Source organism: Caulobacter sp. AVps18 (assembly GCF_058681425.1).
The window spans coordinates 659608-680141 of the sequence record NZ_CM178737.1; the positions used below are offsets into that span (position 1 = coordinate 659608).

The 20534-nt window shown below is 67.0% G+C and carries 21 protein-coding genes and 1 other RNA gene; 13 read left to right on the forward strand and 9 right to left on the reverse strand.

Annotation, left to right across the window (positions count from 1 at the left end; all coding sequences use genetic code 11):
* Positions 1 to 115: 115 nt before the first annotated feature.
* Both ACW179_RS03050 and ACW179_RS03055 read left to right on the forward strand, forming a co-directional pair.
* Complete coding sequence (locus ACW179_RS03050) at positions 116 to 598, forward strand: DUF427 domain-containing protein (RefSeq protein WP_492062835.1); 483 nt, start codon at positions 116 to 118, stop codon at positions 596 to 598.
* A 154-nt stretch (positions 599 to 752) separates the two neighbouring features.
* A complete protein-coding gene (locus ACW179_RS03055; protein ID WP_492062836.1) occupies positions 753 to 911 on the forward strand; it encodes a hypothetical protein in 159 nt (52 codons plus the stop codon).
* Positions 912 to 915: 4 nt separating this feature from the next.
* On the opposite strand, the gene recR is transcribed toward ACW179_RS03055, so the two are convergent.
* The 4 genes from recR to ffs form a co-directional block, all read right to left on the reverse strand.
* Positions 916 to 1524: a recombination mediator RecR gene (gene recR, locus ACW179_RS03060; protein ID WP_492062837.1), complete on the reverse strand. Its 609-nt coding sequence runs from the start codon at positions 1522 to 1524 to the stop codon at positions 916 to 918.
* 160 nt (positions 1525 to 1684) lie between these two features.
* Positions 1685 to 2014, reverse strand: a complete 330-nt coding sequence (locus ACW179_RS03065; RefSeq protein WP_492062838.1) for a YbaB/EbfC family nucleoid-associated protein — start codon at positions 2012 to 2014, stop codon at positions 1685 to 1687.
* A 120-nt stretch (positions 2015 to 2134) separates the two neighbouring features.
* Positions 2135 to 3955: a DNA polymerase III subunit gamma/tau gene (locus tag ACW179_RS03070; protein ID WP_492062839.1), complete on the reverse strand. Its 1821-nt coding sequence runs from the start codon at positions 3953 to 3955 to the stop codon at positions 2135 to 2137.
* 84 nt (positions 3956 to 4039) lie between these two features.
* Positions 4040 to 4132, reverse strand: an RNA gene (gene ffs / locus ACW179_RS03075) — signal recognition particle sRNA small type.
* A gap of 98 nt (positions 4133 to 4230) precedes the next feature.
* Between ffs and nudC the strand changes: the two genes are divergently transcribed.
* Positions 4231 to 5172, forward strand: a complete 942-nt coding sequence (nudC, locus tag ACW179_RS03080; protein ID WP_492062840.1) for an NAD(+) diphosphatase — start codon at positions 4231 to 4233, stop codon at positions 5170 to 5172.
* 126 nt (positions 5173 to 5298) lie between these two features.
* Here the strand turns inward: nudC and ACW179_RS03085 are convergent, their stop codons facing one another.
* Positions 5299 to 6753, reverse strand: a complete 1455-nt coding sequence (locus tag ACW179_RS03085) for an AMP nucleosidase (protein ID WP_492062841.1) — start codon at positions 6751 to 6753, stop codon at positions 5299 to 5301.
* 441 nt (positions 6754 to 7194) lie between these two features.
* On the opposite strand from ACW179_RS03085, the gene ACW179_RS03090 reads away from it, so the two are divergent.
* The 3 genes from ACW179_RS03090 (at position 7195) to ACW179_RS03100 (ending at position 9431) form a co-directional block, all read left to right on the forward strand.
* Positions 7195 to 8454 (forward strand): dicarboxylate/amino acid:cation symporter, encoded by a 1260-nt coding sequence (locus ACW179_RS03090; RefSeq protein ID WP_492062842.1) that lies wholly within the window; start codon positions 7195 to 7197, stop codon positions 8452 to 8454.
* Between the two features lie 77 nt (positions 8455 to 8531).
* Complete coding sequence (locus ACW179_RS03095; protein ID WP_492062843.1) at positions 8532 to 8954, forward strand: DUF6491 family protein; 423 nt, start codon at positions 8532 to 8534, stop codon at positions 8952 to 8954.
* A gap of 87 nt (positions 8955 to 9041) precedes the next feature.
* Entirely contained in the window at positions 9042 to 9431 is a 390-nt protein-coding gene (locus tag ACW179_RS03100) for a YidB family protein (RefSeq protein WP_492062844.1), read from the forward strand.
* 111 nt (positions 9432 to 9542) lie between these two features.
* On the opposite strand, the gene ACW179_RS03105 is transcribed toward ACW179_RS03100, so the two are convergent.
* From ACW179_RS03105 to ACW179_RS03115, 3 genes are all read right to left on the reverse strand, one after another.
* Complete coding sequence (locus ACW179_RS03105; protein ID WP_492062845.1) at positions 9543 to 10421, reverse strand: 2-dehydropantoate 2-reductase; 879 nt, start codon at positions 10419 to 10421, stop codon at positions 9543 to 9545.
* Between the two features lie 134 nt (positions 10422 to 10555).
* Positions 10556 to 11308 carry an EF-hand domain-containing protein gene (locus tag ACW179_RS03110; protein ID WP_492062846.1) on the reverse strand — a complete coding sequence of 251 codons (753 nt, stop codon included), beginning with the start codon at positions 11306 to 11308 and terminating at the stop codon, positions 10556 to 10558.
* A 195-nt stretch (positions 11309 to 11503) separates the two neighbouring features.
* Positions 11504 to 12544, reverse strand: coding sequence for a ribonucleotide-diphosphate reductase subunit beta (locus ACW179_RS03115; protein ID WP_492062847.1), 1041 nt, complete (start codon positions 12542 to 12544; stop codon positions 11504 to 11506).
* A 135-nt stretch (positions 12545 to 12679) separates the two neighbouring features.
* Between ACW179_RS03115 and ACW179_RS03120 the strand changes: the two genes are divergently transcribed.
* The gene (locus ACW179_RS03120; RefSeq protein ID WP_492062848.1) at positions 12680 to 13357 is read left to right on the forward strand and encodes a glutathione S-transferase family protein; all 678 of its coding nucleotides are present in this window, start codon (positions 12680 to 12682) and stop codon (positions 13355 to 13357) included.
* Positions 13358 to 13617: 260 nt separating this feature from the next.
* Here the strand turns inward: ACW179_RS03120 and ACW179_RS03125 are convergent, their stop codons facing one another.
* Entirely contained in the window at positions 13618 to 14817 is a 1200-nt protein-coding gene (locus ACW179_RS03125; RefSeq protein ID WP_492059584.1) for an IS256 family transposase, read from the reverse strand.
* 164 nt (positions 14818 to 14981) lie between these two features.
* Here ACW179_RS03125 and ACW179_RS03130 point away from each other — a divergent pair, with 164 nt between their 5' ends.
* The 6 genes from ACW179_RS03130 (at position 14982) to trhA (ending at position 20531) form a co-directional block, all read left to right on the forward strand.
* Positions 14982 to 15452: a hypothetical protein gene (locus tag ACW179_RS03130; protein ID WP_492062849.1), complete on the forward strand. Its 471-nt coding sequence runs from the start codon at positions 14982 to 14984 to the stop codon at positions 15450 to 15452.
* 315 nt (positions 15453 to 15767) lie between these two features.
* Entirely contained in the window at positions 15768 to 16817 is a 1050-nt protein-coding gene (locus ACW179_RS03135) for a helix-turn-helix domain-containing protein (protein ID WP_492062850.1), read from the forward strand.
* 61 nt (positions 16818 to 16878) lie between these two features.
* Complete coding sequence (locus ACW179_RS03140) at positions 16879 to 17589, forward strand: CPBP family intramembrane glutamic endopeptidase, BDIM_20840 family (protein ID WP_492062851.1); 711 nt, start codon at positions 16879 to 16881, stop codon at positions 17587 to 17589.
* Between the two features lie 228 nt (positions 17590 to 17817).
* A complete protein-coding gene (locus ACW179_RS03145) occupies positions 17818 to 18864 on the forward strand; it encodes an aspartate-semialdehyde dehydrogenase (RefSeq protein WP_492062852.1) in 1047 nt (348 codons plus the stop codon).
* 166 nt (positions 18865 to 19030) lie between these two features.
* Positions 19031 to 19801 (forward strand): sulfite exporter TauE/SafE family protein, encoded by a 771-nt coding sequence (locus ACW179_RS03150; protein ID WP_492062853.1) that lies wholly within the window; start codon positions 19031 to 19033, stop codon positions 19799 to 19801.
* Between the two features lie 70 nt (positions 19802 to 19871).
* Positions 19872 to 20531, forward strand: a complete 660-nt coding sequence (trhA, locus tag ACW179_RS03155; protein ID WP_492062854.1) for a PAQR family membrane homeostasis protein TrhA — start codon at positions 19872 to 19874, stop codon at positions 20529 to 20531.
* The last annotated feature ends 3 nt before the right edge of the window (positions 20532 to 20534 follow it).

The window sequence follows — 20534 nt, forward strand, 5'->3', positions numbered from 1 at the left end:
GGGGAGAAGATCACGCGTCACCGCGTTGCACAAGCAAAGCCCTGCCTGACTGGACCCCGCAATCGATCTCGCGCGTTTTGGAGGCGAGAGTTTCAACATCCCGGGAGATGTTCCAATGAAGACCCCCGACCAGAGCCACCCCATCACCCTCGAACGCGAGGCCGCGCGCGTCAGCGTTCTGTTCGAAGGCCATGAGATCGCCGAGAGCGACGACGTCATGCTGCTGCGCGAGGCCGGCTACCCGCCGGTGCGCTATTTTCCGCGTCAGGACGTGCGGATGATGTTCCTGCGCCGCACCGACAAGATCACTCACTGCCCCTACAAGGGCGCGGCCTCGTATTTCACGATCAACCGCGACGGACAGGTGATCGACAACGCCGTCTGGTCCTACGAGGATCCGTTCCCAGCAGTTGGTGCCATCGGCAACCGCGTCGCCTTCTATCCCCAGCATGTCGAGTTCAAGATCGGCCAGCTGACGGCGGCCCAGACCCAGGCCGTCGATGTCGACGCCGTCGTGCTGCACACCGACAGCGGCTCGGGAACCAGCCAGGCCGAGCCCTGGCCCGCCAACGTACAAGGTCCCAAAGACGACGCATAACCGGGTTGCGCCCGGTTCCAGGCTGGGTCGCCGAATGGGGCGGTTTGACGCGCCCGGTCCGGGCGAAAGGTAAGGTCGCGTTAACGCTATAGGGTGCTGCATGGCCTTCGGCGCTCACGCGTCCAGCCCCCGCAGAGGGGCAATGGAGGAAGCCATGGCCTATGTCAGCACGAACCACGCGCCGTCTCATGGCGCCCATCGCAAACTGCACCTGCCGGTCTCGCATATCACCTTGACGCGCATCGCCGTGCTGGCCGCCTGCGGGGCGTTCTGGCTCGGCGTCGCCCTGATCGCCGCCGCCGTCTTCGGGTAGGATTTCAGGCGGGGCGGCGTGCCCGCAGGGCCTGGGCGATCGTGCCGTCGTCCAGCCAGTCCAGATCGCCGCCCACCGGAACGCCGCGCGCCAGCATGGTGACCGACACGCCCGAATTTGAGGCGGCCAGGCGGTCGGCGACATAGTGGGCAGTCGTCTGGCCATCCACCGTGGCCGGCAGGGCCAGAATCACTTCGCTGACCTGACCATCCCCGGCCCGCGCCAGCAGCTCGCCGATCCGCAGCGCTTCGGGCCCGATCCCGTCCAGGGCCGACAGCAGGCCGCCCAGCACGTGATAGCGGCCCTTGAACTGGCCGCCGCGCTCCATGGCCCACAGCGATCCCACCTCCTCGACCACGCAGATCAGCCGGCCGTCGCGGGTCTCATCGCTACAGACCGCGCAGGGGTCCGAGGTATCCAGCGAGCCACAGGTGGAGCAGGTGCGCACCTTGGCCTGGGCGTCGACCATGGCGGCCGTCAGCGGGGCCAGCAGGGTGTCGCGCTTCTTCAACAAGGCCAGCGCCGCCCGCCGGCCCGAGCGCGGACCCAGCCCCGGCAGCTTGGACAGCAGAGCGATCAGACGCTCGATTTCGGGTCCTGCGGAGGCGGCCAATGGATTTCCTTTAACTCACCACAATTCTTGTCATCCCGGCCTTAGCGCTTGCGCGGAGCGCCGGGACCCAGGGGCGGTGCGCTGAGCCCCTGGGTCCCGGATAGCCTCTTCGAGGCTTCCGGGATGACAAGGATTTTGCAGCGCTAAGAAACGTCCGAAATCAGAAATTCATTCCCGGCATGCCGCCCATCAAACCCGCCATCGGCCCGGCGGCTTCCTGCATCAGCTGGGCGCGCTTTGCATCGAGCTTCTTCTTGGCATCGGCGTGGGCCGCGATCACCAGGTCGGCGATTACTTCGCCCTCGCCCGGCTGCACCAAGCTCTCGTCCATCAGCACGCGGACCAGCTCGCCGTCGCCCAGCAGGGTGACGGTGACCATGCCGCCGCCCGAGGTGCCGTCAACCGTAGTCTCCGCCAGCTTCGCCTGGGCGTCGGCCAGTTTCTGCTGCATCGCCTGGGCCTGCTTCATCAGGCCGCCGAGGTCTTTCATCGCAAATCTCCAACTGAACTTGTCATCCCGGCGAAAGCCGGGACCACGGCAGGCACCGGCGTTTCCGGCGGTCCCGGATCTTCGCGCTGCGCGCTCGTCCGGGATGACAGTTTTAACGGATCAGTCCTCAACCTCGTCCGGCTCGATCGGCGCGGGTTCGGGGCCGGGAATCTTGCGGACTTCCAGTTCCGAACCGGGGAAGGCCGCCAGCAGGGAGGCCACGAAGGGGTCGGCCTTGATCTGGGCCATGGCCTCGCGGTCTTCGCGCTTCTGGCGCTCCATCAGGGTCTCGGCCCCGCCGCCGCCCTCGGCCGCGACCAGCCAGGGCTGACCGGTCCATTCCTTCAACGCGCGAACCAGGCGTCCGGCCAGGTTGCCGGGCGCGCCGGGCGCGGGCTCATAGGTGATGGCGCCGGGCCGGAAGCTGATCGGGCGCACAAATTGCTCGACGTCCAGCCGCAATCCGATGTCGCGCTTGGCGGCGATCAGGGCCAACACATCGTCGAACGAGGCCAGCACGGGCATGGCCTGGGCGGCGGGCGAGGCCATCGAGACGACCTGGGCGCTGACGCCGCCGCCCGATCCGCCACCACCGCCCAGCGAACCGCCACCGCCAGGCGCACCGCCGACGGGATTACCGTCGCGCAGCGCCTTCAGCGCCTCTTCGGGACCGGGCAGGTCGGCGGCATAGCACAGGCGGATCAGGGCCATTTCGGCCGCCGCCATGGCGTCAGGCGCGCGGCGCACCTCGTCATGGGCCTTGAGCAGCATCTGCCATAGCCGCGACAGCGTCCCGGCCGAGGTGTGGGCCCCGATGGCGGCCAGGCGCGCGGCCTGTTCCTTGGGCAGGGTCAGGGCGTCGGGCCCCAGGGCCTTGGCCACGGCCGCGCCATGGCAATGGTCCAGCAGGTCCAGCATCACCACCACCGGATCGGCGCCGAACCCCCACAGGGCGCGGAAGCCTTCCAGGGCGTCGCCCGGCTTGCCGCTCATCACGGCCTCGAACAGGGCGATGGTCTGGCCCCGGTCGGCCAGGCCCAGCATGTCGCGGATCACGGCGGCAGAGACGGTGGCACCCCGGTCGGCCTGGACGATGGCCTGGTCCAGCAAGGAAAGGCCGTCGCGTACCGAACCCTCGGCGGCCCGGGCGATCAGGGCCAGGCCATCAGCATCGACCCGCGCGCCTTCCTTGGCGGCGATGCGGTCGAAATGCTTGACCAGAACGTCGGGCTCAACCCGGCGCAGGTCGAAGCGCTGGGTCCGCGACAGGATGGTCACCGGCACCTTGCGGATCTCGGTGGTGGCGAAGATGAACTTGGCGTGCGGCGGCGGCTCTTCCAGCGTCTTCAGCAGGGCGTTGAACGCCGCCGTCGACAGCATGTGCACTTCGTCGATGATATAGACTTTATAGCGCGCCTCGACCGGGGCGTAGCGAACCCCGTCCAGCAGCTCGCGCATCTCGTCGACCTTGGTGCGACTGGCGGCGTCCAGCTCCAGCACGTCCATGTGCCGGCCTTCGATGATCGACTTGCAGTGGAAGCCGTCGACGGTGAGGTCGACCGAGGGCTGGTGAACCGTCTCGGTCTCGTAGTTCAGGGCGCGGGCCAGCAGGCGGGCGGTCGTGGTCTTGCCCACCCCGCGCACGCCGGTCAGCATGAAGGCATGGGCGATACGGCCGCTGGAGAACGCATTGGCCAGGGTGCGGACCATGGCCTCCTGGCCGATCAGGTCCTCGAAATTGCGCGGCCGATATTTGCGGGCCAGCACGGTATAGGCCGCGCCAGGATCGGACGGAGGGTCAGCCAAGACGGGCAGAGGCGCAGCGACGGGGGTAGCCGCCGGCGGCGCGCCGAAGATGTCGGCGGTGTTCGCGTCCCGCTCAGCGGGTTCGTCGTCCCACGGCGGCGCGGAATCGGCGGTGAGGTCGTCGTGGTCGGCCATGGAGTGGAGTGTAGAGCGCCCAAGCGTCCAGCAAAAGGCTGCGTCGCACTCGGCGGCCATCTGCTGACAGATTTAGGGAAAAGGTGGAGACCGGCAGACGACCCGGAGCGAAACTCGTTGTGGCTGCTGCCTCTCGGCCCTGACCAGATTGGCGAGGACTCCGCCCGTCGCCGATCTCCGAGGCCTATATCGCGACTCACGCGCCCGGATGCAAGACGCCTTGCAAGTCCGTGCGACGTCGTGACGACTCTTCCGTGCTGGGTTAGAGCTTTCACATGGCCCTTTCGATCATCACCAACATCTTCGCCGGCAACCCCCTCGACCGCGCCAGCGAACGGCGCGGCGACGAGGCGTGGATCGCCGAAAAGCTGGCTGACGCCGGCTCCCTCGCCGTCGCCATCTGGAACGGCAAGCCGCTCGTTGAGGATCTGGCGGGCGAGGAGGGCAAGCCTGCAGGCGCCCAGATTGCCTATCTGCGCGCCGACATGGCCCAGGACCTGGCCGGCGGCGCCGAGAAGCTGCTGTTCCTGGGCCTGTGGAAAGACATCGCAGTCTTCGCGGTCGATCTGGACGGCGCGGCCGATCCGGCCGAGGGCCCGCTGCAGGGTCTGGGCCGGTTCGAGGAACTGCGCGGCATCGCCGCCTCCATGCCGCCCGCCGACGCCGGCATCCTCGCGACCGCCCGCTCGATGTTCGAGTGGCGGCGCCGCCATCGCTGGTGCAGCGCCTGCGGCCAGCCCTCCGAGGTCGGCGACGGCGGCTGGAAGCGGGTCTGCCCGTCGTGCAAGGCCGAGCACTTCCCGCGCACCGACCCGGTGGCGATCATGCTGGCGGTGCATGAAGACAAGTGCCTGCTGGGCCGCCAGGCCCTGTGGCCGGCCGGCATGTTCTCGGCCCTGGCCGGTTTCCTCGAACCCGGCGAGACCATCGAGGAGGCCTGCGCCCGCGAACTGAAGGAAGAGGCCGGCCTGACCGCCACCAGCGTCCGCTACCACTCCAGCCAGCCCTGGCCGTGGCCGTCATCGCTGATGATGGGCCTGATCGCCCAGGTCGACAGCAACGACGCCCGCCCTGACCAGACCGAACTGGAAGAGGTGCGCTGGTTCAGCAAGGACGAGGCTGCGGCGCTGATTCGGGGAGAACTGGAGGGGGCCTTCGCCCCGCCGGCCCTGGCCATTGCCCATCAGCTGATCAAGGCGTGGGTGGAGGAGGTTTAGGCGGCAGATGCTCCCCCTTTGGGGGAGCTGTCGCGTAGCGACTGAGGGGGCCATCTGGGCTTAGGCCGCGCTGCCCCCTCCGGCCCTCTGGGCCACCTCCCCCAGAGGGGGAGGATCTTGATCAAATCACCTGAACGGCGGCTCATCGAACGCCCGCAGCTTGCGCGAATGCAGGTTGGGGCCTTCTTCCAGCAGCAGCTTGCAGGTCAGGATGCCGATCTGCAGGTGCTGGCTGATGGCCCGCTCGTAGAAGGCGTTGGCCTGGCCCGGCAGCTTGATCTCGCCGTGCAGCGGCTTGTCGGAGACGCACAGCAGGGTCCCGTAGGGCACGCGGAAGCGATAGCCCTGGGCCGAGATGGTGGCGCTTTCCATGTCGATGGCCACGGCGCGGCTCTGATTGAAGCGCAGGGCCGACAGGCTGTGGCGAAGCTCCCAGTTGCGATCGTCGGTGGTGACCACCGTGCCGGTGCGCAGCCGCTTCTTCAGCTGGTCGCCGCTGTCGCCGCTGATCTGTTTGGCGGCGTCATAGAGGGCGCGCTGAACCTCGGCGATCGAGGGCACGGGGATTTCCGGCGGCAGCACGGCGTCCAGCACATGGTCGTCGCGCAGATAGGCGTGGGCCAGCACATAGTCGCCGATGGTCTGGGTATCGCGCAGGCCGCCGCAGTGGCCGATCATCAGCCAGGCCTGGGGCCGCAGCACGGCCAGGTGGTCGCAGATGGTCTTGGCATTGGAGGGACCCACGCCGATATTGATCAGGGTGATGCCGTTCCCGTCGGCGGTCATAAGGTGATAGGCGGGCATCTGGTGCTTGCGCCAGGTCGACTCGGCTACCGCCTGTTCAGGATTGACGGTGTCGGCGGTGATCAGCAAACCGCCCGAGCAGGACAGACCCGTATAGGGGGTGCCCGGCTGGCTGAGCTGCTCGATGCCCCAGCGCACGAACTCGTCGACATAGCGGTGGTAGTTGGTGAACAGGATGAACTGCTGCACATCCTCGGCCGGCGCGCCGGTATAGTGCTTCAGCCGGGCCAGCGAGAAGTCGGTGCGCAAGCCGTCAAACAGGGCCAGGGGCCGGGTTTCTGCCAGCGCCGCATCCCAGACGCCGTCGGCGATCTCGTCGCCGATGAAGGCCAGGTCGGTCGTGGGGAAGAAGCGGGCGATGTCTTCAGAGCGCACATCGGCCTGGTTCAGGTCGATGCTGGCGTCCAGCACATAGGGATAGGGAATCTCCTGACGCGAGCGATCGACTTCGATCTCGACGTCAAAGTCATTCATCAGCAGGGTCAACTGCTCGACCAGATAGGCCTTGAACTGCAGGGGCTTGGTGATGGTCGTGGCATAGACCCCCGGGCGGCTGACCCGGGCATAGGAGCGCGCCAGCTTGGGCGGCAGGGCCTCCGGATCATAGGTCAGGCGCAGTTCGGGATAGGCGAAGGCCCCGTTGAAGCGATCCTGCGGATCGGGCCGGGTGCCCGTGTCCAGATAGGCCTTGAGGGCGGTGCGCAGCGCGCTCACGGCGCGCTCGTAGTCTTGATTCAGCTGCTCGACGACAGCGATGGCTTTTTCTTGGTTCGACATGGCGTCTTATAGCGCTGTTTTGTGACCTTGGCGAGACGTCCACGCCGCTAAATAATAATCCTATTACTTGCCCGACAGCCGCGAACCCGAGGCGCTGCGGGGCAAAGCGCGCCCGGAGACCCGCCGGCGGCGCACAGGACCTCGGGCCCGATCGCGGCCGCACTCGCCCCGCGCCGGAACGGCAGGCATCGGGCCCGCGCCCCTCAAAACCGCTACGGGCCGCCAGGCGCACAGCTGCTGCGCGCCTGCTGACCGCATTGCAGCCGTGGGCCTTTGTGTCGTGGCCGGCAGCGCGAAGGGCATGGACGAACCCGCGCCTGTCGGCCACAAGGGCGAACAGGCTCAAGATCAGGGCAAGCCATGGCGGGTTCATGCCCCGGCTTCGTCAGAACGGTCAGGACCAGAAGACTACCAAAGCCGGGGGCGTCCCAGGGGAGTGTCATGAACAAGCGTTTCGCCTATCTGATCATCGGATCCATGATCCTCGGCGTGACCGTGGGCTGGGCTTGCAACCAGTTCCTCGACCCGACCCAGGCCAAGGCTGCGGCCGGTAACCTGTCGATCATCACCGACATCTTCCTGCGCCTGATCAAGATGATCATCGCCCCGCTGGTGTTCACCACCCTGGTGGCGGGCGTGGCCCACATGGAAGACGCCGCCGCCGTCGGGCGCATCGGCGCCAAGACCATGACCTGGTTCATCGGTGCCTCGGCGGTGTCGCTGGTGCTGGGCCTGCTGATGGTTCATCTGCTGGATCCCGGTGCCGGCCTGAACATGGCCCACATGGACATCGTCGGTGCCAAGACGACGGCGACCACCGAGGCCTTCACCCTGAAGGGCTTCATCACCCACCTGGTGCCGACCTCGATCTTCGACGCCATGGCCAAGAACGAGATCCTGCAGATCGTCGTCTTCTCGCTGTTCGTCGGCACCGCCGTCGCGGCCCTCGACGACAAGGCCCCCAAGGTTCTGGAGCTTGTCGAACAGGCCGCCCAGATCATGCTGAAGGTGACGGGCTTTGTCATGAAGCTGGCCCCTCTGGCCATCTTCGCGGCCCTGGCCTCGACCATCGCCACCCAGGGCCTGGGCATGCTGGCCACCTATGGCAAGTTCGTGCTGGGCTTCTACGCCACCATGGGCGTGCTTTGGGCGCTGCTGTTCCTGGCCGGTGCCGCCGTGCTGGGCAAGCGGGTGATCCCGCTGTTTGGCGTGATCCGCGACCCGACCCTGCTGGCCTTCTCGACCGCCTCGTCGGAAGCCGCCTATCCGCGCATCCTCGACAGCCTGCCCAAGGTGGGCGTACGCCGTCGCATCGTCAGCTTCGTCCTGCCGCTGGGCTATTCGTTCAATCTCGACGGCTCGATGCTGTATTGCACCTTCGCCACCATGTTCATCATGCAGGCGCACGGGGTGGAGCTGACCGTGGCCCAGCAGATCTTCATGTTGCTGCTGCTGATGGTGACGTCCAAGGGCATCGCTGGCGTGCCGCGCGCCTCGCTGGTGGTGATCATGGCCACCCTCACCTATTTCGGCCTGCCCGAGGCCTGGATCGCCCTGGTGCTCGGCGTCGACCACCTGCTGGACATGGGCCGCAGCGCCACCAACGTCGTCGGCAACAGCGTCGCCGCCGCCGTGGTCGCCAAGTGGGAAGGCGAACTGGACGATATGCCCGAAGAGGACGAACAACCGGCCAAGGCCTGACATCAGGGCGCCCGGCCGTTGACAAGGCGGCCGGGCGAGCCAATCTGATGTGGGGGACGACTGTGAGGACGATGTCGATGACAAGGATCACAACATTTACCCGCGCCGGCCTGATGGGCCTGGCCTTCGCTGGCGGCCTCGCCGCCTCGGCCGTCCAGGCGCAGGAGGCCGCACCCGCCGCTCCGGCCAAGCCGGCCCGCACCTGCTTCTCGCTGTCAGACTGGAACGGCTGGAGTGCCCCGGATCGCGACACCCTCTATCTCAAGGTCCGGGCCCGCGACGTTTATCGCCTCGACCTGGCGCGCGGCACGCACCAGCTGCAATCGCCAGGCTCGCACCTGGTCAGCGTCGTGCGCGGCAACGACCGGATCTGCACGCCCATCGATCTGGATCTCCGGGTCTCCGACGGCTTTGGCATCGCTATCCCGATCCGCGCCAAGACCATCACCAAGATGACGCCCGAGGAAATCGCGGCCATCCCCAAAAAGTATCGGCCCTGATCCAGGCGCACGCTTCGGCCTGTATGCTAAGGCTGAACTCTGCGCGCCCCTGAACGGGCGCGCCTCGCCTTAACCGGAGCAAGACACATGAGCCTGCTGGATAATCTGATGGGCACCCTGGGCGGCCAGGGCGCGAGCGGTGATCTGGCCGACATCGTGCAGAGCCTGGGTGCCGCTGGCGGCGTCGGCGGGCTGGTCGATGCGTTCCAGAAGGGCGGCCTGGGCGAAGTGGCCCAGTCGTGGGTGTCCAGCGGCGCCAATCTGCCGATTTCGGCCGAGCAGATCCAGGCCGTACTGGGCTCGGGCATGGTCGGGCAATTCGCCGAAAAGCTGGGCGTCGATCCGCAGGCCGGCGCGGCCAAGCTGGCTGAACTGTTGCCGGGCCTGGTCGACAAGCTGACCCCTGGTGGCCAACTGCCCACCGAAGGCCTGGGCGGCGCTGTCGGCGACCTGCTGGGCGGCTTCCTGAAATCCTAGAGCATTTTCCGATAAGTGTGAAACGGTTATCGGATCGAAAAAATGCTCTAAACTTCTGATTTAGAGCCCTTTTCGCCCGACCCTGATGAAGCCATCAGGTCGGAAAGGGCTCTAGACTGAAGCTACGGCCGCGCCGAGCAGCGCCACGATCATGGCGTTAGCCGGCGTGGCGATGCCGTGCGCGGCGCCCCGGCGGACGATCACCCCGTTGCGGGCGTCCAGCTCCATCGGACGGCCGGCCAGGCGGTCGGCGTGCAGGGAATTGATCCCGTCGGGCGCGGCGGCGCGATAGCCTTCGATCACCGCGTCGGCCAGGCCATCGGGCAGGTCCGCGCCTTCCGCCCGACCCACCGCCACGCATTCAGCCACCAGGGTCCGCATCACCTGGGCCGCGCCCTCGTCATGGGCGATCCCCGAGGGCTTGAGGATCAGGGCGTTGACCGCCCCTGCGCAGTTGAGGGCCAGCTTCTTCCAGGCCTCGGTGGTGAAGTCGGCCACGACCTCCAGCTGGATCGGCGTATGGGCGAACAGGACCGCGAAGGCCTGGCCGGCCTCGCTCGCCGGAACCTTGATCCAGCCGTTGCGCCGCTGCAGCACCCGGCCCGGCGCCGAGCGCTCCGCCGGAATGTCGACCACCGCCGGCACAAGGTTTTCAGCCGCGATCTTTCCCACGAACGGGTCGGTGTGCTCGACACCGTTGCGCAGGATGGCCACCCGCGTGTCTGGCCCGACCAGGGCGTCCAGCCAGACCCAGGTGGCGTCAGTGTCATAGGTCTTGGTCGCCACCAGCACCCAGTCGACCGCAGACAGTCCCTCGGCGGAGGTCGCCACGCGCGGCGTGGCCGAGATCGCGCCCTCCGGCGTCTCGACCGCCAGCCGCTCGAACGGAGTGCGCACGCAGACGGTCACGGCATGGGCAGGGTTCTGGGCTAGCCAGGCGGCCACGGTTCCGCCGACGGCACCCGGGCCGATCACCGCGATGCTGGTCATGTCGAAGCTCCGTCCGTGAAGGTCGGGCCCCTCCTAGAGCGCGTTCCGAAAAGTGGGAACCGGTTTTCCGCGCGATGCTTTTTTGCGCCATCGCTACAGAGGCACCCGCTTCCTGACGGCGAGCCCGGCCGGCGTCAGGTGGGCGTCATTTCCTCCAGTGTGAGGAGGCCGTCGCGATCAAGGTCCAGCACTTCAAACCGCGCCTCGGCCTTCTTGCGCATCCCCGCGACGGCGACCTCGACCAGCGCTGCGGGCGCCGTCGCCTTCATCTGGGCCAGGGCCGCATCCGGGATCGTCGAGCCCGCGATATATTCGGCCCGCGTCAGCCGCTTGTCCGCGTTGCGGTCGCCCAGACGGACGATGGCCATCGCCGCCCCGACCCGCATCAGTCGATATTCCTGGAAGCTGAGCTTGCCGTCGCCATCGGCGTCGAGGCGCGCAAATTGGTCGGCGGACCCGCCCTTGGTCACCCGCCACCCCTTCTCGGCGGGCTTGGACACGGCGGGGCCCGTTCGCTGGGAGTAGGTCACCCCATCCTCAGGCACCCGGTACTCGGCCTGGACGATGAAACCGTCCTTGTCGGCGTCCATGGCGGCGAAGTCGCCGCGCAGACTGGTCGCCTGGCTGGTCTGGGGCGTCAGCAATACGATGGCACCCAACAGGGCCGCTGCGGCGGCGACGGGATAGACGAAGGTTCTGCGGATCATGACGGCTCTCTCCGATGTGAGCATTTCCACCGGACCCGCCAGATAGCCTTCGATGAAGTTGCGCAGGACGTCGCTCGCCGGCCGGTTCTCGTCCTCGCACCGCTGCATGAAGTCGCGCTTCATGCCGTGGGGCAAACGAACCTGCAGGGTCTCCGACTTCTTGGGTTTGCGCTTCATCATCCTAGGGTCTCCGGCGTTCCGGAGCCGCAGGCAAGCTCTGATCGCCGCCAACCGAAACAAGGAAGCCGTCCTGACGCCAGCGCCTTTTTGTACGTACACGCGTTTCGGCTACGCGCCCGGGGCCGGCCCGGAACGAAAAAGGGCGAGACCTGGCCCTCGCCAAGTCCCGCCCCTCATCAGGTCCGTTTGAAGGACCTATTCCGCCGGCAGCGCATTCTCCGAGCGCTTGGCCATCAGCTGATCGAAGCTGGACCAGACGCCTTCGCCACCGTGCCACTGACCGCGGGTGGCCGCCTTGGAATATTCCGTGGCGCGGGCTTCGAAGAAGTTGGCATGCTCGACGCCCGACAGCAGGCTTTGCAGCCAGGGCAGCGGGTTTTCCTTGATGCCATACACTTCCGGCAGGTGCAGCTGGCGCAGGCGCCAGTCGGCGATGAACCGGATGTACTGCTTGATGTCGTGCGGCGTCATGCCCTGGATCTCGCCGGCCTCGAAGGCCAGGTCGATGAAGGCGTCCTCCATGATCACCACGCTCTTGCAGCACTCGACGATGTCGGCCGCCACTTCCGGCGTCACGCACTGCGTCTCGGCGTTGAAGGCGTGGTACAGCTTGATGATGCCTTCGCAGTGCAGGCTCTCGTCGCGGATCGACCACGAGACGATCTGGCCCATGCCCTTCATCTTGTTGAAGCGCGGGAAGTTCATCAGCATCGCAAACGACGCGAACAGCTGCAGACCCTCGGTGAAGCCCCCGAACATGGCCAGGGTGCGGGCGATGTCGGCATTGGTCTCGACGCCGAACTTCTGCATGAAGTCGTGCTTGTCGCGCATGGCCTGGTATTCCATGAACGCGCCGAATTCGCTCTCCGGCATGCCGATGGTTTCCAGCAGCAGGGCGTAGGCCGCGATATGGATGGTCTCCATATTGGCGAACGACGACAGCATCATCTTCACTTCGGTGGGTTTGAACACCCGGCCGTAGCGTTCCATGTAGTTGTCGGCGACCTCGATGTCGCTCTGGGTGAAGAAGCGGAAGATCTGCGTCAGCAGGTTCCGTTCCTTGTCGTTCAGCTTGACCGCCCAGTCCTTGAGGTCCTCGCCCAGCGGCACCTCTTCGGGCATCCAGTGGACCTGCTGCTGCTTCTTCCAGAACTCGTGCGCCCACGGATAGCGGAAGGGCTTGTAGGCGGCGGACGGGGTCAGGAGGCCGGGTAGGGTGATCAGCTTGGCGGACATCGCAGGCGGCTCCAGGGGCGGGCGGACACGAATCGGACGGGTCGGTTACAGTCGTTTGGTAGCGCGGCGCGAACAGGCGCATCTAGTGGGCACTTGGTCGCAGCACACAACATGTTGTGGGTAGATTGCTAATCCATGGTTAACGCAGCATACACCATCTATGGCGCGCTTGGCTCGGGTTCCGTGCCTATTGAGGCCACTTTGGCGCTTCTGGGGCAGCCCTATCAAGTCATAGAGGCGCCGACCTGGGAAGGCGAGGCGCAGCAGGCCAAGGTGGCCGCCGTCAACCCGCTGCGCCAGATCCCGGCCCTGGTCACCCCGACCGGCGAGACGATCACCGAAAGCGCCGCCATCCTGATCTGGCTGGCCGACCGCCATCCGCAGGCGGGCCTGTCCCCGGCGCTGGATTCGCCGGAACGCGCGCAGTTCCTGCGCTGGATGACCTTCATCCCGGCCTCGATCTATTCGCTGTTCTGGGTGCGGGATGATCCCTCGCGGCTGGTGGGCGACGATGCGGCGATGCAGGCCCGGGTCAAGGCCGCCACCGCCGAGCGCATCCTCGACTGCTGGGCGATGATGGAGAGCCAGCTTTCGCCGGGGCGGTACCTGCTCGGCGACCAGATGACCGTGCTCGACCTCTATGTCGCCGTCGTCAGCCGCTGGGGGCCGAGGCGTGTGCGGTTCTATGAGGCCGCACCGAAGATGGCGGAGGTGGTGCGGCGGGTGGACGCTGATCCTCGGCTGACGGCGTTCTGGGCGGAGCGGTTTCCGTTTTTCGACGGGTGGGAGCGGTTGGGGCAGCAGGGGTCTTAGGCAGTTCGCTAGAGTTCCCTACCGCAAGGAGGCTCCAGTCTGTATTCCAAGCACGATATGTGCGGCGAACGCGAAGCGAGAGCGATGCCAAAAGCGAACAATCCGCTGAAGTGGCAGGGTGTTGAAGCCTTGACCGCTCTTGGTCTCAGCCAATTCAAACTGCCGGGCAAGTTAGGCGGATCGCCCGTGTTGGTCGTGTCCCATCGCGTGGTGTAACTGCGTCGGCGTGATCACCGCGCTCTCCGGCTGAGCCGGATTGGTCAGGCCGCCATGATGGGCAGGCTGACGATGGGATCATCGCTCAAGGGAGCGACACTTTCCAGGGTCATGTAGCGGCATCGTTGGACGGCCCATTCGTCGTTCTGCTCGAGCAGAATGGCGCCGACGAGCCGGATGATGGCGGCCTCGTTGGGGAAGATGCCTACGACCTCTGTCCGGCGTTTGATCTCGCCATTGAGCCGCTCCAGGGAGTTTGTGGAGTGCAACTTGGTGCGGTGGGCGGCGGGGAAGGTCATGTAGGCCAGGACATCGGTCTCGGCCTGGTCGAGGAAGCCGGCCAGCTTGGGGAGTTTGGGCCGCAGTTGGTCGGCGACGCCGCGCCATTGGGTCTTGGCGGCCTGGGCGTCGTCCTGGGCGAAGGCCGTGCCGATGAAGGCCGAGACCATGGCGCGACCGCTCTTGCCGGCGTGAGCCATGACATTGCGCATGAAGTGGACGCGGCAACGCTGCCAAGTGCAGTTCATGATTTTGGAGACCGACGCCTTGATACCCTCGTGGGCGTCGGAGGTCACCAGCTTGACGCCCCGCAGGCCGCGCCGGGCCAGGCTTCTGAGGAAGTCCGTCCAGAACGTCTCGGCCTCGGAAGGGCCCACCGCCAGGCCCAGCACCTCGCGCCGGCCATCGGCGTTGACGCCCACGGCGACGATGACGGCCTTGGACACGATACGCCCGGCGGTGCGGTCTTTCACATAGGTGGCGTCGATCCACAGGTAGGGCCAGTCGCCCTCGATCGGCCGGGTCAGGAAGGCCTGGACGCGCTCGTCGATCTCCTCGCAGAGCCGCGAGACCTGGCTCTTGGAGATGCCGCTCATGCCCATCGCCTTGACCAGGTCATCCACCGAGCGGGTCGAGATCCCCTGGATGTAGGCCTCCTGGATCACCGCGGTCAGTGCCTTCTCGGCCAGCCGCCGCGGCTCCAAGAAGCCCGGAAAGTAGGAGCCCTTGCGAAGCTTTGGGATCCGCAGTTCCACCGTGCCCGCCCGCGTCTCCCAGTCGCGATCGCGGTAGCCGTTGCGCTGCGCCAGCCGCTCGGGGCTCTTCTCGCCGTGCGCAGCCCCAGTCAGGCCGCCCACCTCCAGCTCCATAAGGCGTTGGGCGGCGAACCCGATCATCTCGCGTAGAAAATCGCTGTCGCCGCTCTTCTCCATCAGCCCGCGAAGGGCGATTGTGTCTTCGGTCATCTTCGGTCCTTGGTTCAGGTTGAGCTTCGCAACCCAACCCTACCGAAGATCGTGGATGACCACCGCTACGCCGCTCGCTCGCTACGGCGCCATGGGGAAGGCGCGCGTCGCGAGCGGCTACGCTATCGCCAACGAGCTACACCACGTCCCGGGACACGACCCCCGTGTTTCATCGGGGACTTTCCGAAATCACCCCTTTCTTCGTGTTCACGCCCTATTTGAAATGGGGCGCTGTCAACGTGGCGGGCCTTCTTGGCTTAAGTTTCACGGGTGTCGATGAGTTTGTGAGCCGCTTTGGAAAAGGCGGCGCCTGGCCATCATTTTCGATTTATACCGCTAATTTTCCAGGGGGCTTCTGGCGCTACATCAATACCGACCAAGCGGAGAACGGAGCATTCAAAGATTGGGCTGCCTCTATAGACCACTGCTTGAAGACCTACCCGACCTCGGCTGAGGAATTGGCAATTCAAATTCGAGAGGGCCGCCTTGGGGGCTTTCGTGCAGATCAGCAATTTGGCATCCGACCTCCCGATGAAGCTTTGGCGGCCTGGCTAGCGGATCGTGGTATTCTGGTTCCTCCGGCGGCACCTTTGCCTATCGAGGCAGTGGAAACCCCGACTGCCGCTCTCCAATAGCACAGCCCATCCGCCCCGGATGCGGCCACGCCTTAAATCCTTGGTGGATCGGAGCTCTGGCGCCTGACCGTGTCAAGGACGACGGCTCCGCGTCGCCGCGACGCGGCCGCCGGAGGCGGTCCTTGACACGGTCAGGCGCCAGAGCAGGCTCGCCAGCAAGGTTCTAAGGCGCGGCCTCGCCGACGCGGGCGGTTCTTCGACAAACTCCATCCCCTCTCCCGCAAGGGGAGAAGGAAGCAAGCCCACTCGGCCATTGAGACGCCCGCCTCGAACGCTCTAGAACCTCTCACCCGCCCACCGCCCCACCGGAGCCCCATGGACCTCAGCCAGCTGGACGTGATCGTGCGAGTCGCGGGAGCCACCCTGCTGCTGTTGCTCGCGGCGCTGCTGGCCCGCGATCCACGCACGCGGCAGCTGGCCGTCTATTTCGCGCCCATGGCCCTGTGCCTGGGAGGGTTCCTAGCCGGAAACACGCCCGAACCGGCGCTCCGCCTCTCCGGGCCGCTGAGCGCGACGGCCGCGCTGATCGCCGGCTACGCCGCCGTCTTTCTGTGGTGGTTCTGCCTGGCGAGCTTTGATGCCACCTTCCGGCCGCGTGGCGGGGTGCTGGCCGCGGGTCTGGCCTGGCTGGCCCTCGCCAGCGCCGATCGCGGCCTGCTGGGTCCGGCGCTGGAGAGCCGGGGCCTGTCGTGGGCGCTGATCGCCCTCGGCCTTTGGATGATCAGCTATCTCGCCTGGCGACTGGTCCGCGACCGCGCGGGCGATCTGGTCGACGAGCGGCGGCGCGCGCGGGTCCTGGTCGTTGCGCTCCTGGCGGGCCAGCTGGCCGCCGACTTCCTGGTCGACCTGATCATGGGGCTGGACTGGGGGCCGCAGGGCTTCACCATCGCCCAGAACGCCGCCCTGCTGGCCTTCGCCGCCTGGCTGGCGCTGCGTCTGCTGCCGGTGTCCGCCCCGGCCAGCACCCCGACGCCCGCCGCCCTGCCCGCCCAGGGCGAGGAAGCGCGCCTGACCGAGCGCCTGCGGGTGCTGGTCGAGGTCGAGAAGGTTCACATTGAGCCCGACCTCACCTTCGCCGACTTCGTGCGCCGGATGGGCGCGCCCGAGCGGACGGTCCGCCGGCTGATCAACCACCGCCTGGGCCACGACCACTTCCGCGCCTTCCTGAACGCCTGCCGCGTGGCCGAGGCCAGACGGCTGCTGACTGATCCGGCGCGGGCCGGCGACAAGCTGATCGCCATCGCGCTGGACAGCGGCTTTGCCTCGCTGGCCTCGTTCAACCGCGCCTTTCAGGCGGTGGAGGGCCGCCCGCCCAGCGCCTTTCGCGCCTTGCAGGCTTCTGAGGAACGCCCCGTCGTCTTCTGAGGAGCGGGTGCCCCCTTGGCCGCCTTAAGGCCAAGCCTCGATCTGAACGCGAGGCGATTTCATGGACGGCATCTTGAGCATCAGCGCGATCGTGGCTCTGCTTCTGGCGGCGGGCGGGGCGATCGCGCTGATGGGTGAGCGTCAGGGCGTCTCGCTGCGATGGCTGCTCGTGGCGGCGGGACTGGTCCTGCTCAATGACGCCCTGCTGACGCGCGTCTATCGGCTGGTTCCGGATCTGATCCCCGGCGACTGGAACTGGCAGGGCAAGCTCGCGGCCCTGGTCGCCACCCTGGCGGTGGCCGCCCTACCCGTCTTCGGCTGGCGCGCCAGCGGCCTCACCCTGCGCCAGTCCGGCCTGAAGGGGCCGCTGATTGTCGCCGGCCTCTATGGCCTGCTGTTCGTCGGTCTGGCCCTGGCCCTTCCCAATGAACCCGCGTCCGCCGAGACCATCGCCTTCCAGCTGACGATGCCCAGTCTGGAAGAAGAGGCCTTCTATCGCGGTGTCCTGCTGCTGGCGCTGGACCGCGCCTTTACGGGCCGAGCGCGCTTTCTGGGCGTCGACTGGGGCTGGGGCGCGGTGCTGTCCTGCGGCCTGTTTGGCCTGGCCCACGCCTTCGGAGTGTCGCACGGCAAGGTCTCCTTCGACGTCCTGACAATGGCCCTGACCGCCGGCCCGTCGTTCATCGCCGTCTGGATCCGCCTGCGCACCGGCAGCGTGCTGCTGCCCATGGCGATGCACAGCGTCGGCAACGCCGCCTCGCTGTTTCTCTAGCGCAGGCTTTACCTTGCCACCCCACCCCGCTAGAAACCCCGCCGATGCACATCGCCGCGACCACTATTATGACCCCAAAAACGACCCGCTTCGGTGGGGCGTCTTCGGGTCTGTGCGCGGTCTAGCCGGCATCCCGAACTCAGCCCCGCCGATGCGCGGGGCGGCTCTCACTTTCCAAGAGATCTGAAACTCCCCCGCGCCTCCGCTCTTTCCAGGAGACGTACCCCCGTGAGCTTCAAGTTTTCCAGGTCCAATCCGCCGCATGTCGGCGTCGTCGGCGCCACCGGTCTCGTCGGCGGCATGATGCGGCAACTGCTGGCCGAGCGGGACTTCCCGCTGGCGTCCCTGCGCCTGTTCGCCTCGGCCCGCTCGGCCGGCACGAAGATCGCGTTCGGTGACGGCGAGATCACGGTGGAAGACGCCGCCACCGCCGATTTTGCGGGGCTCGACATCGTGTTCTTCTCGGCCGGCGGCGACACCTCGCGCGAACTGGCCCCCAAGGCCGCTGCAGCCGGTGCCATCGTGATCGACAATTCCTCGGCCTGGCGCAGTGATCCCGACGTGCCGCTGGTGGTGTCGGAAGTCAATCCGCATGCCCTGAACCACATCCCCAAGGGCATCGTCGCCAATCCCAACTGCACCACCATGGCCGCCATGCCGGCGCTGAAGCCCCTGCACGACGCGGCCGGCCTGACGCGCCTGACGGTCAGCACCTATCAGGCCGCCTCGGGCGGCGGCATGGAGGGTATCGAGGTTCTGGCCCGACAGCTAGCCGCCGGCCTGGGCGGCGACCTGGCGGGTCTGGCCGCACGGCCCGACGCCGTCGCCCTGCCCCCGCCCGAGAAGTGGGCCGTGCCCCTGGCCTTCAACGTCGTGCCGCTGAACTATGTGCTGGGCGAGGACGGCTATACCGAGGAAGAGCTGAAGCTGCGCGACGAGAGCCGCAAGATCCTCGAGATTCCCGGCCTGCCGGTCAGCGGCACCTGCGTGCGGGTACCGGTCTTCACCGGCCACGCCCTGTCGATCAATGCGCAGTTCGAGCGGCCGATCTCGGTGGAGCAGGCTACAGCCCTGCTGGCCGCCGCGCCGGGCGTGGTGCTGGACGCCGTGCCCAACCCGCTGGCGGCGACGGGCCAGGACCCGGTGTTCGTCGGCCGCATCCGCCCCGACCCCACCGTGCCCCACGGCCTGGCCCTGTTCGTCACCGGCGACAACCTGCGCAAGGGCGCGGCCCTGAACGCCGTGCAGATCGCCGAGGTGATGCTGGATGCCTAGAGATGCTCCCCCTCTGGGGGAGCTGTCGCGAAGCGACTGAGGGGGCCTTTCCGGCAAAGGCCGAGCTGGCCCCCTCCGGCCCTCCGGGCCACCTCCCCCTAAGGGGAGGATCACCTCGGAGGGGGCCTGTGGTTCAGCCACACCCGACCTGCTAAGGCTCCACCCCATGCTCACCGATCCGTTCTTCTACGCCGTCGCCATCCCGGCCGTGATCCTGCTGGGCCTGGCCAAGGGCGGGTTTGCGGGGATCGGGGTGGTGGCGACGCCGCTGATGGCGCTGGCGATTTCGCCGGTTCTGGCCGCCGCCATCCTGCTGCCGATCCTGATCGTGCAGGACGTGGTCAGCGTCTGGGCGTTCCGCAAAAGCTGGGACAAGGGCCTGCTGAAGCTGATGCTGCCGGCCGCCGCCGTCGGCATCTTCCTGGGATGGGCCCTGGCGGCCCTGGTCTCGCCCGCCGCCGTCGAACTGGCGGTGGGCGCGATCGCCATCGTCTTTTCACTCCAGCGCCTGTGGGCCGAGCGCGCGGTCAAGGCGGCCGAGCAGATCGAGACCACGGCGGGTCGGCCCTGGCTGGGGGCTCTGTGCGGCCTGGCCGCCGGTTTCACCAGCCAGATCGCCCATGCGGGCGGTCCGCCCTTCCAGATCTATGTGCTGCCCCGCCGCCTGCCGCGCGACACCTTCATCGGCACCAGCGCCATCTTCTTCGCCGTGGTCAACTGGATGAAGGCCCCCGCCTATCTGGCCCTGGGGGCCTTTACGCCCCAGGTTCTGGCCACCGCCGGGGTGCTGCTGCCGCTGGCCATCGCCTCGACCTGGGCAGGGGTCTGGCTGGTGCGACGGGTTCCGGCCGAGGGCTTCTATCGGGTGATCTATGTCCTTTTGGTCGCGGTCGGCGCAAAGCTGGTGTTCGACGGCGTTCACGGTCTGATTTCCTGACGACCGCCTGCCTTTTCGGCGCCATGATTGTCGTCGTTCTTACGTCATCCTCTGCGGTTAGACTGGGCCCATGACCGAGATTCCGACCCATTATCCGACCCCGGGTGCCAAGCGCGCCGACCTCGTCGTGCATCTGACCGGCCTGGCCTGCGCCCTGCTGGGCGGCGGGATCCTGCTGGGTCTGGCCTTTGGCCTGGGTTCGCTGGGCCAGGTGGCAGCCGTCTCGGTCTATACGGTGGGCCTGATCCTGATGCTGTCGCTGTCGACGGCCTACAACTTCGCCAAGGCCCGCTGGCAGCCCCTGCTGCGCCGGTTCGACCATGCGGGCATCTTCATCATGATCGCCGCGTCCTATACCCCCTTCACCACCCAGAACCTGCACGGCTGGTGGGCCATCGGCATGACCACGGCAGTCTGGACGGTGGCGGGCATCGGGGTGCTGGCCAAGCTGTTCCTGCCGGGTCTGGACAAGCGCTTCTGGGTCGGTCTGTACCTGGCCCTGGGCTGGCTGGTTCTGGTGGCCATCAAGCCGATGATCAACGGCATGTCGTGGGTGGCCCTGCTGCTGCTGGCGATCGGCGGCCTGGTCTATTCCACCGGCACGGTCTTCTATCTGATGCGCCGGCTGAAGTTCCGCCGCGCCATCTGGCACGGTCATGTGATCGGCGGAGCCGGTCTGCACTACGCCGCCGTTCTGGTGGGCGTGGTCCTGTCTGGCGCGCGAGCTTAAGCC

What these genes read in the sequence shown, in the direction of transcription:
- ACW179_RS03050 (WP_492062835.1), top strand. Translation starts at nt 116, where the DNA reads ATGAAGACCCCCGACCAGAGCCACCCCATCACCCTCGAACGCGAGGCC.
- ACW179_RS03055 (WP_492062836.1), top strand. Translation starts at nt 753, where the DNA reads ATGGCCTATGTCAGCACGAACCACGCGCCGTCTCATGGCGCCCATCGC.
- ACW179_RS03065 (WP_492062838.1), bottom strand. Translation starts at nt 2,014, where the DNA reads ATGAAAGACCTCGGCGGCCTGATGAAGCAGGCCCAGGCGATGCAGCAG.
- ACW179_RS03070 (WP_492062839.1), bottom strand. Translation starts at nt 3,955, where the DNA reads ATGGCCGACCACGACGACCTCACCGCCGATTCCGCGCCGCCGTGGGAC.
- nudC (WP_492062840.1), top strand. Translation starts at nt 4,231, where the DNA reads ATGGCCCTTTCGATCATCACCAACATCTTCGCCGGCAACCCCCTCGAC.
- ACW179_RS03085 (WP_492062841.1), bottom strand. Translation starts at nt 6,753, where the DNA reads ATGTCGAACCAAGAAAAAGCCATCGCTGTCGTCGAGCAGCTGAATCAA.
- ACW179_RS03090 (WP_492062842.1), top strand. Translation starts at nt 7,195, where the DNA reads ATGAACAAGCGTTTCGCCTATCTGATCATCGGATCCATGATCCTCGGC.
- ACW179_RS03095 (WP_492062843.1), top strand. Translation starts at nt 8,532, where the DNA reads ATGACAAGGATCACAACATTTACCCGCGCCGGCCTGATGGGCCTGGCC.
- ACW179_RS03100 (WP_492062844.1), top strand. Translation starts at nt 9,042, where the DNA reads ATGAGCCTGCTGGATAATCTGATGGGCACCCTGGGCGGCCAGGGCGCG.
- ACW179_RS03105 (WP_492062845.1), bottom strand. Translation starts at nt 10,421, where the DNA reads ATGACCAGCATCGCGGTGATCGGCCCGGGTGCCGTCGGCGGAACCGTG.
- ACW179_RS03110 (WP_492062846.1), bottom strand. Translation starts at nt 11,308, where the DNA reads ATGATGAAGCGCAAACCCAAGAAGTCGGAGACCCTGCAGGTTCGTTTG.
- ACW179_RS03115 (WP_492062847.1), bottom strand. Translation starts at nt 12,544, where the DNA reads ATGTCCGCCAAGCTGATCACCCTACCCGGCCTCCTGACCCCGTCCGCC.
- ACW179_RS03120 (WP_492062848.1), top strand. Translation starts at nt 12,680, where the DNA reads ATGGTTAACGCAGCATACACCATCTATGGCGCGCTTGGCTCGGGTTCC.
- ACW179_RS03125 (WP_492059584.1), bottom strand. Translation starts at nt 14,817, where the DNA reads ATGACCGAAGACACAATCGCCCTTCGCGGGCTGATGGAGAAGAGCGGC.
- ACW179_RS03135 (WP_492062850.1), top strand. Translation starts at nt 15,768, where the DNA reads ATGGACCTCAGCCAGCTGGACGTGATCGTGCGAGTCGCGGGAGCCACC.
- ACW179_RS03140 (WP_492062851.1), top strand. Translation starts at nt 16,879, where the DNA reads ATGGACGGCATCTTGAGCATCAGCGCGATCGTGGCTCTGCTTCTGGCG.
- ACW179_RS03150 (WP_492062853.1), top strand. Translation starts at nt 19,031, where the DNA reads ATGCTCACCGATCCGTTCTTCTACGCCGTCGCCATCCCGGCCGTGATC.
- trhA (WP_492062854.1), top strand. Translation starts at nt 19,872, where the DNA reads ATGACCGAGATTCCGACCCATTATCCGACCCCGGGTGCCAAGCGCGCC.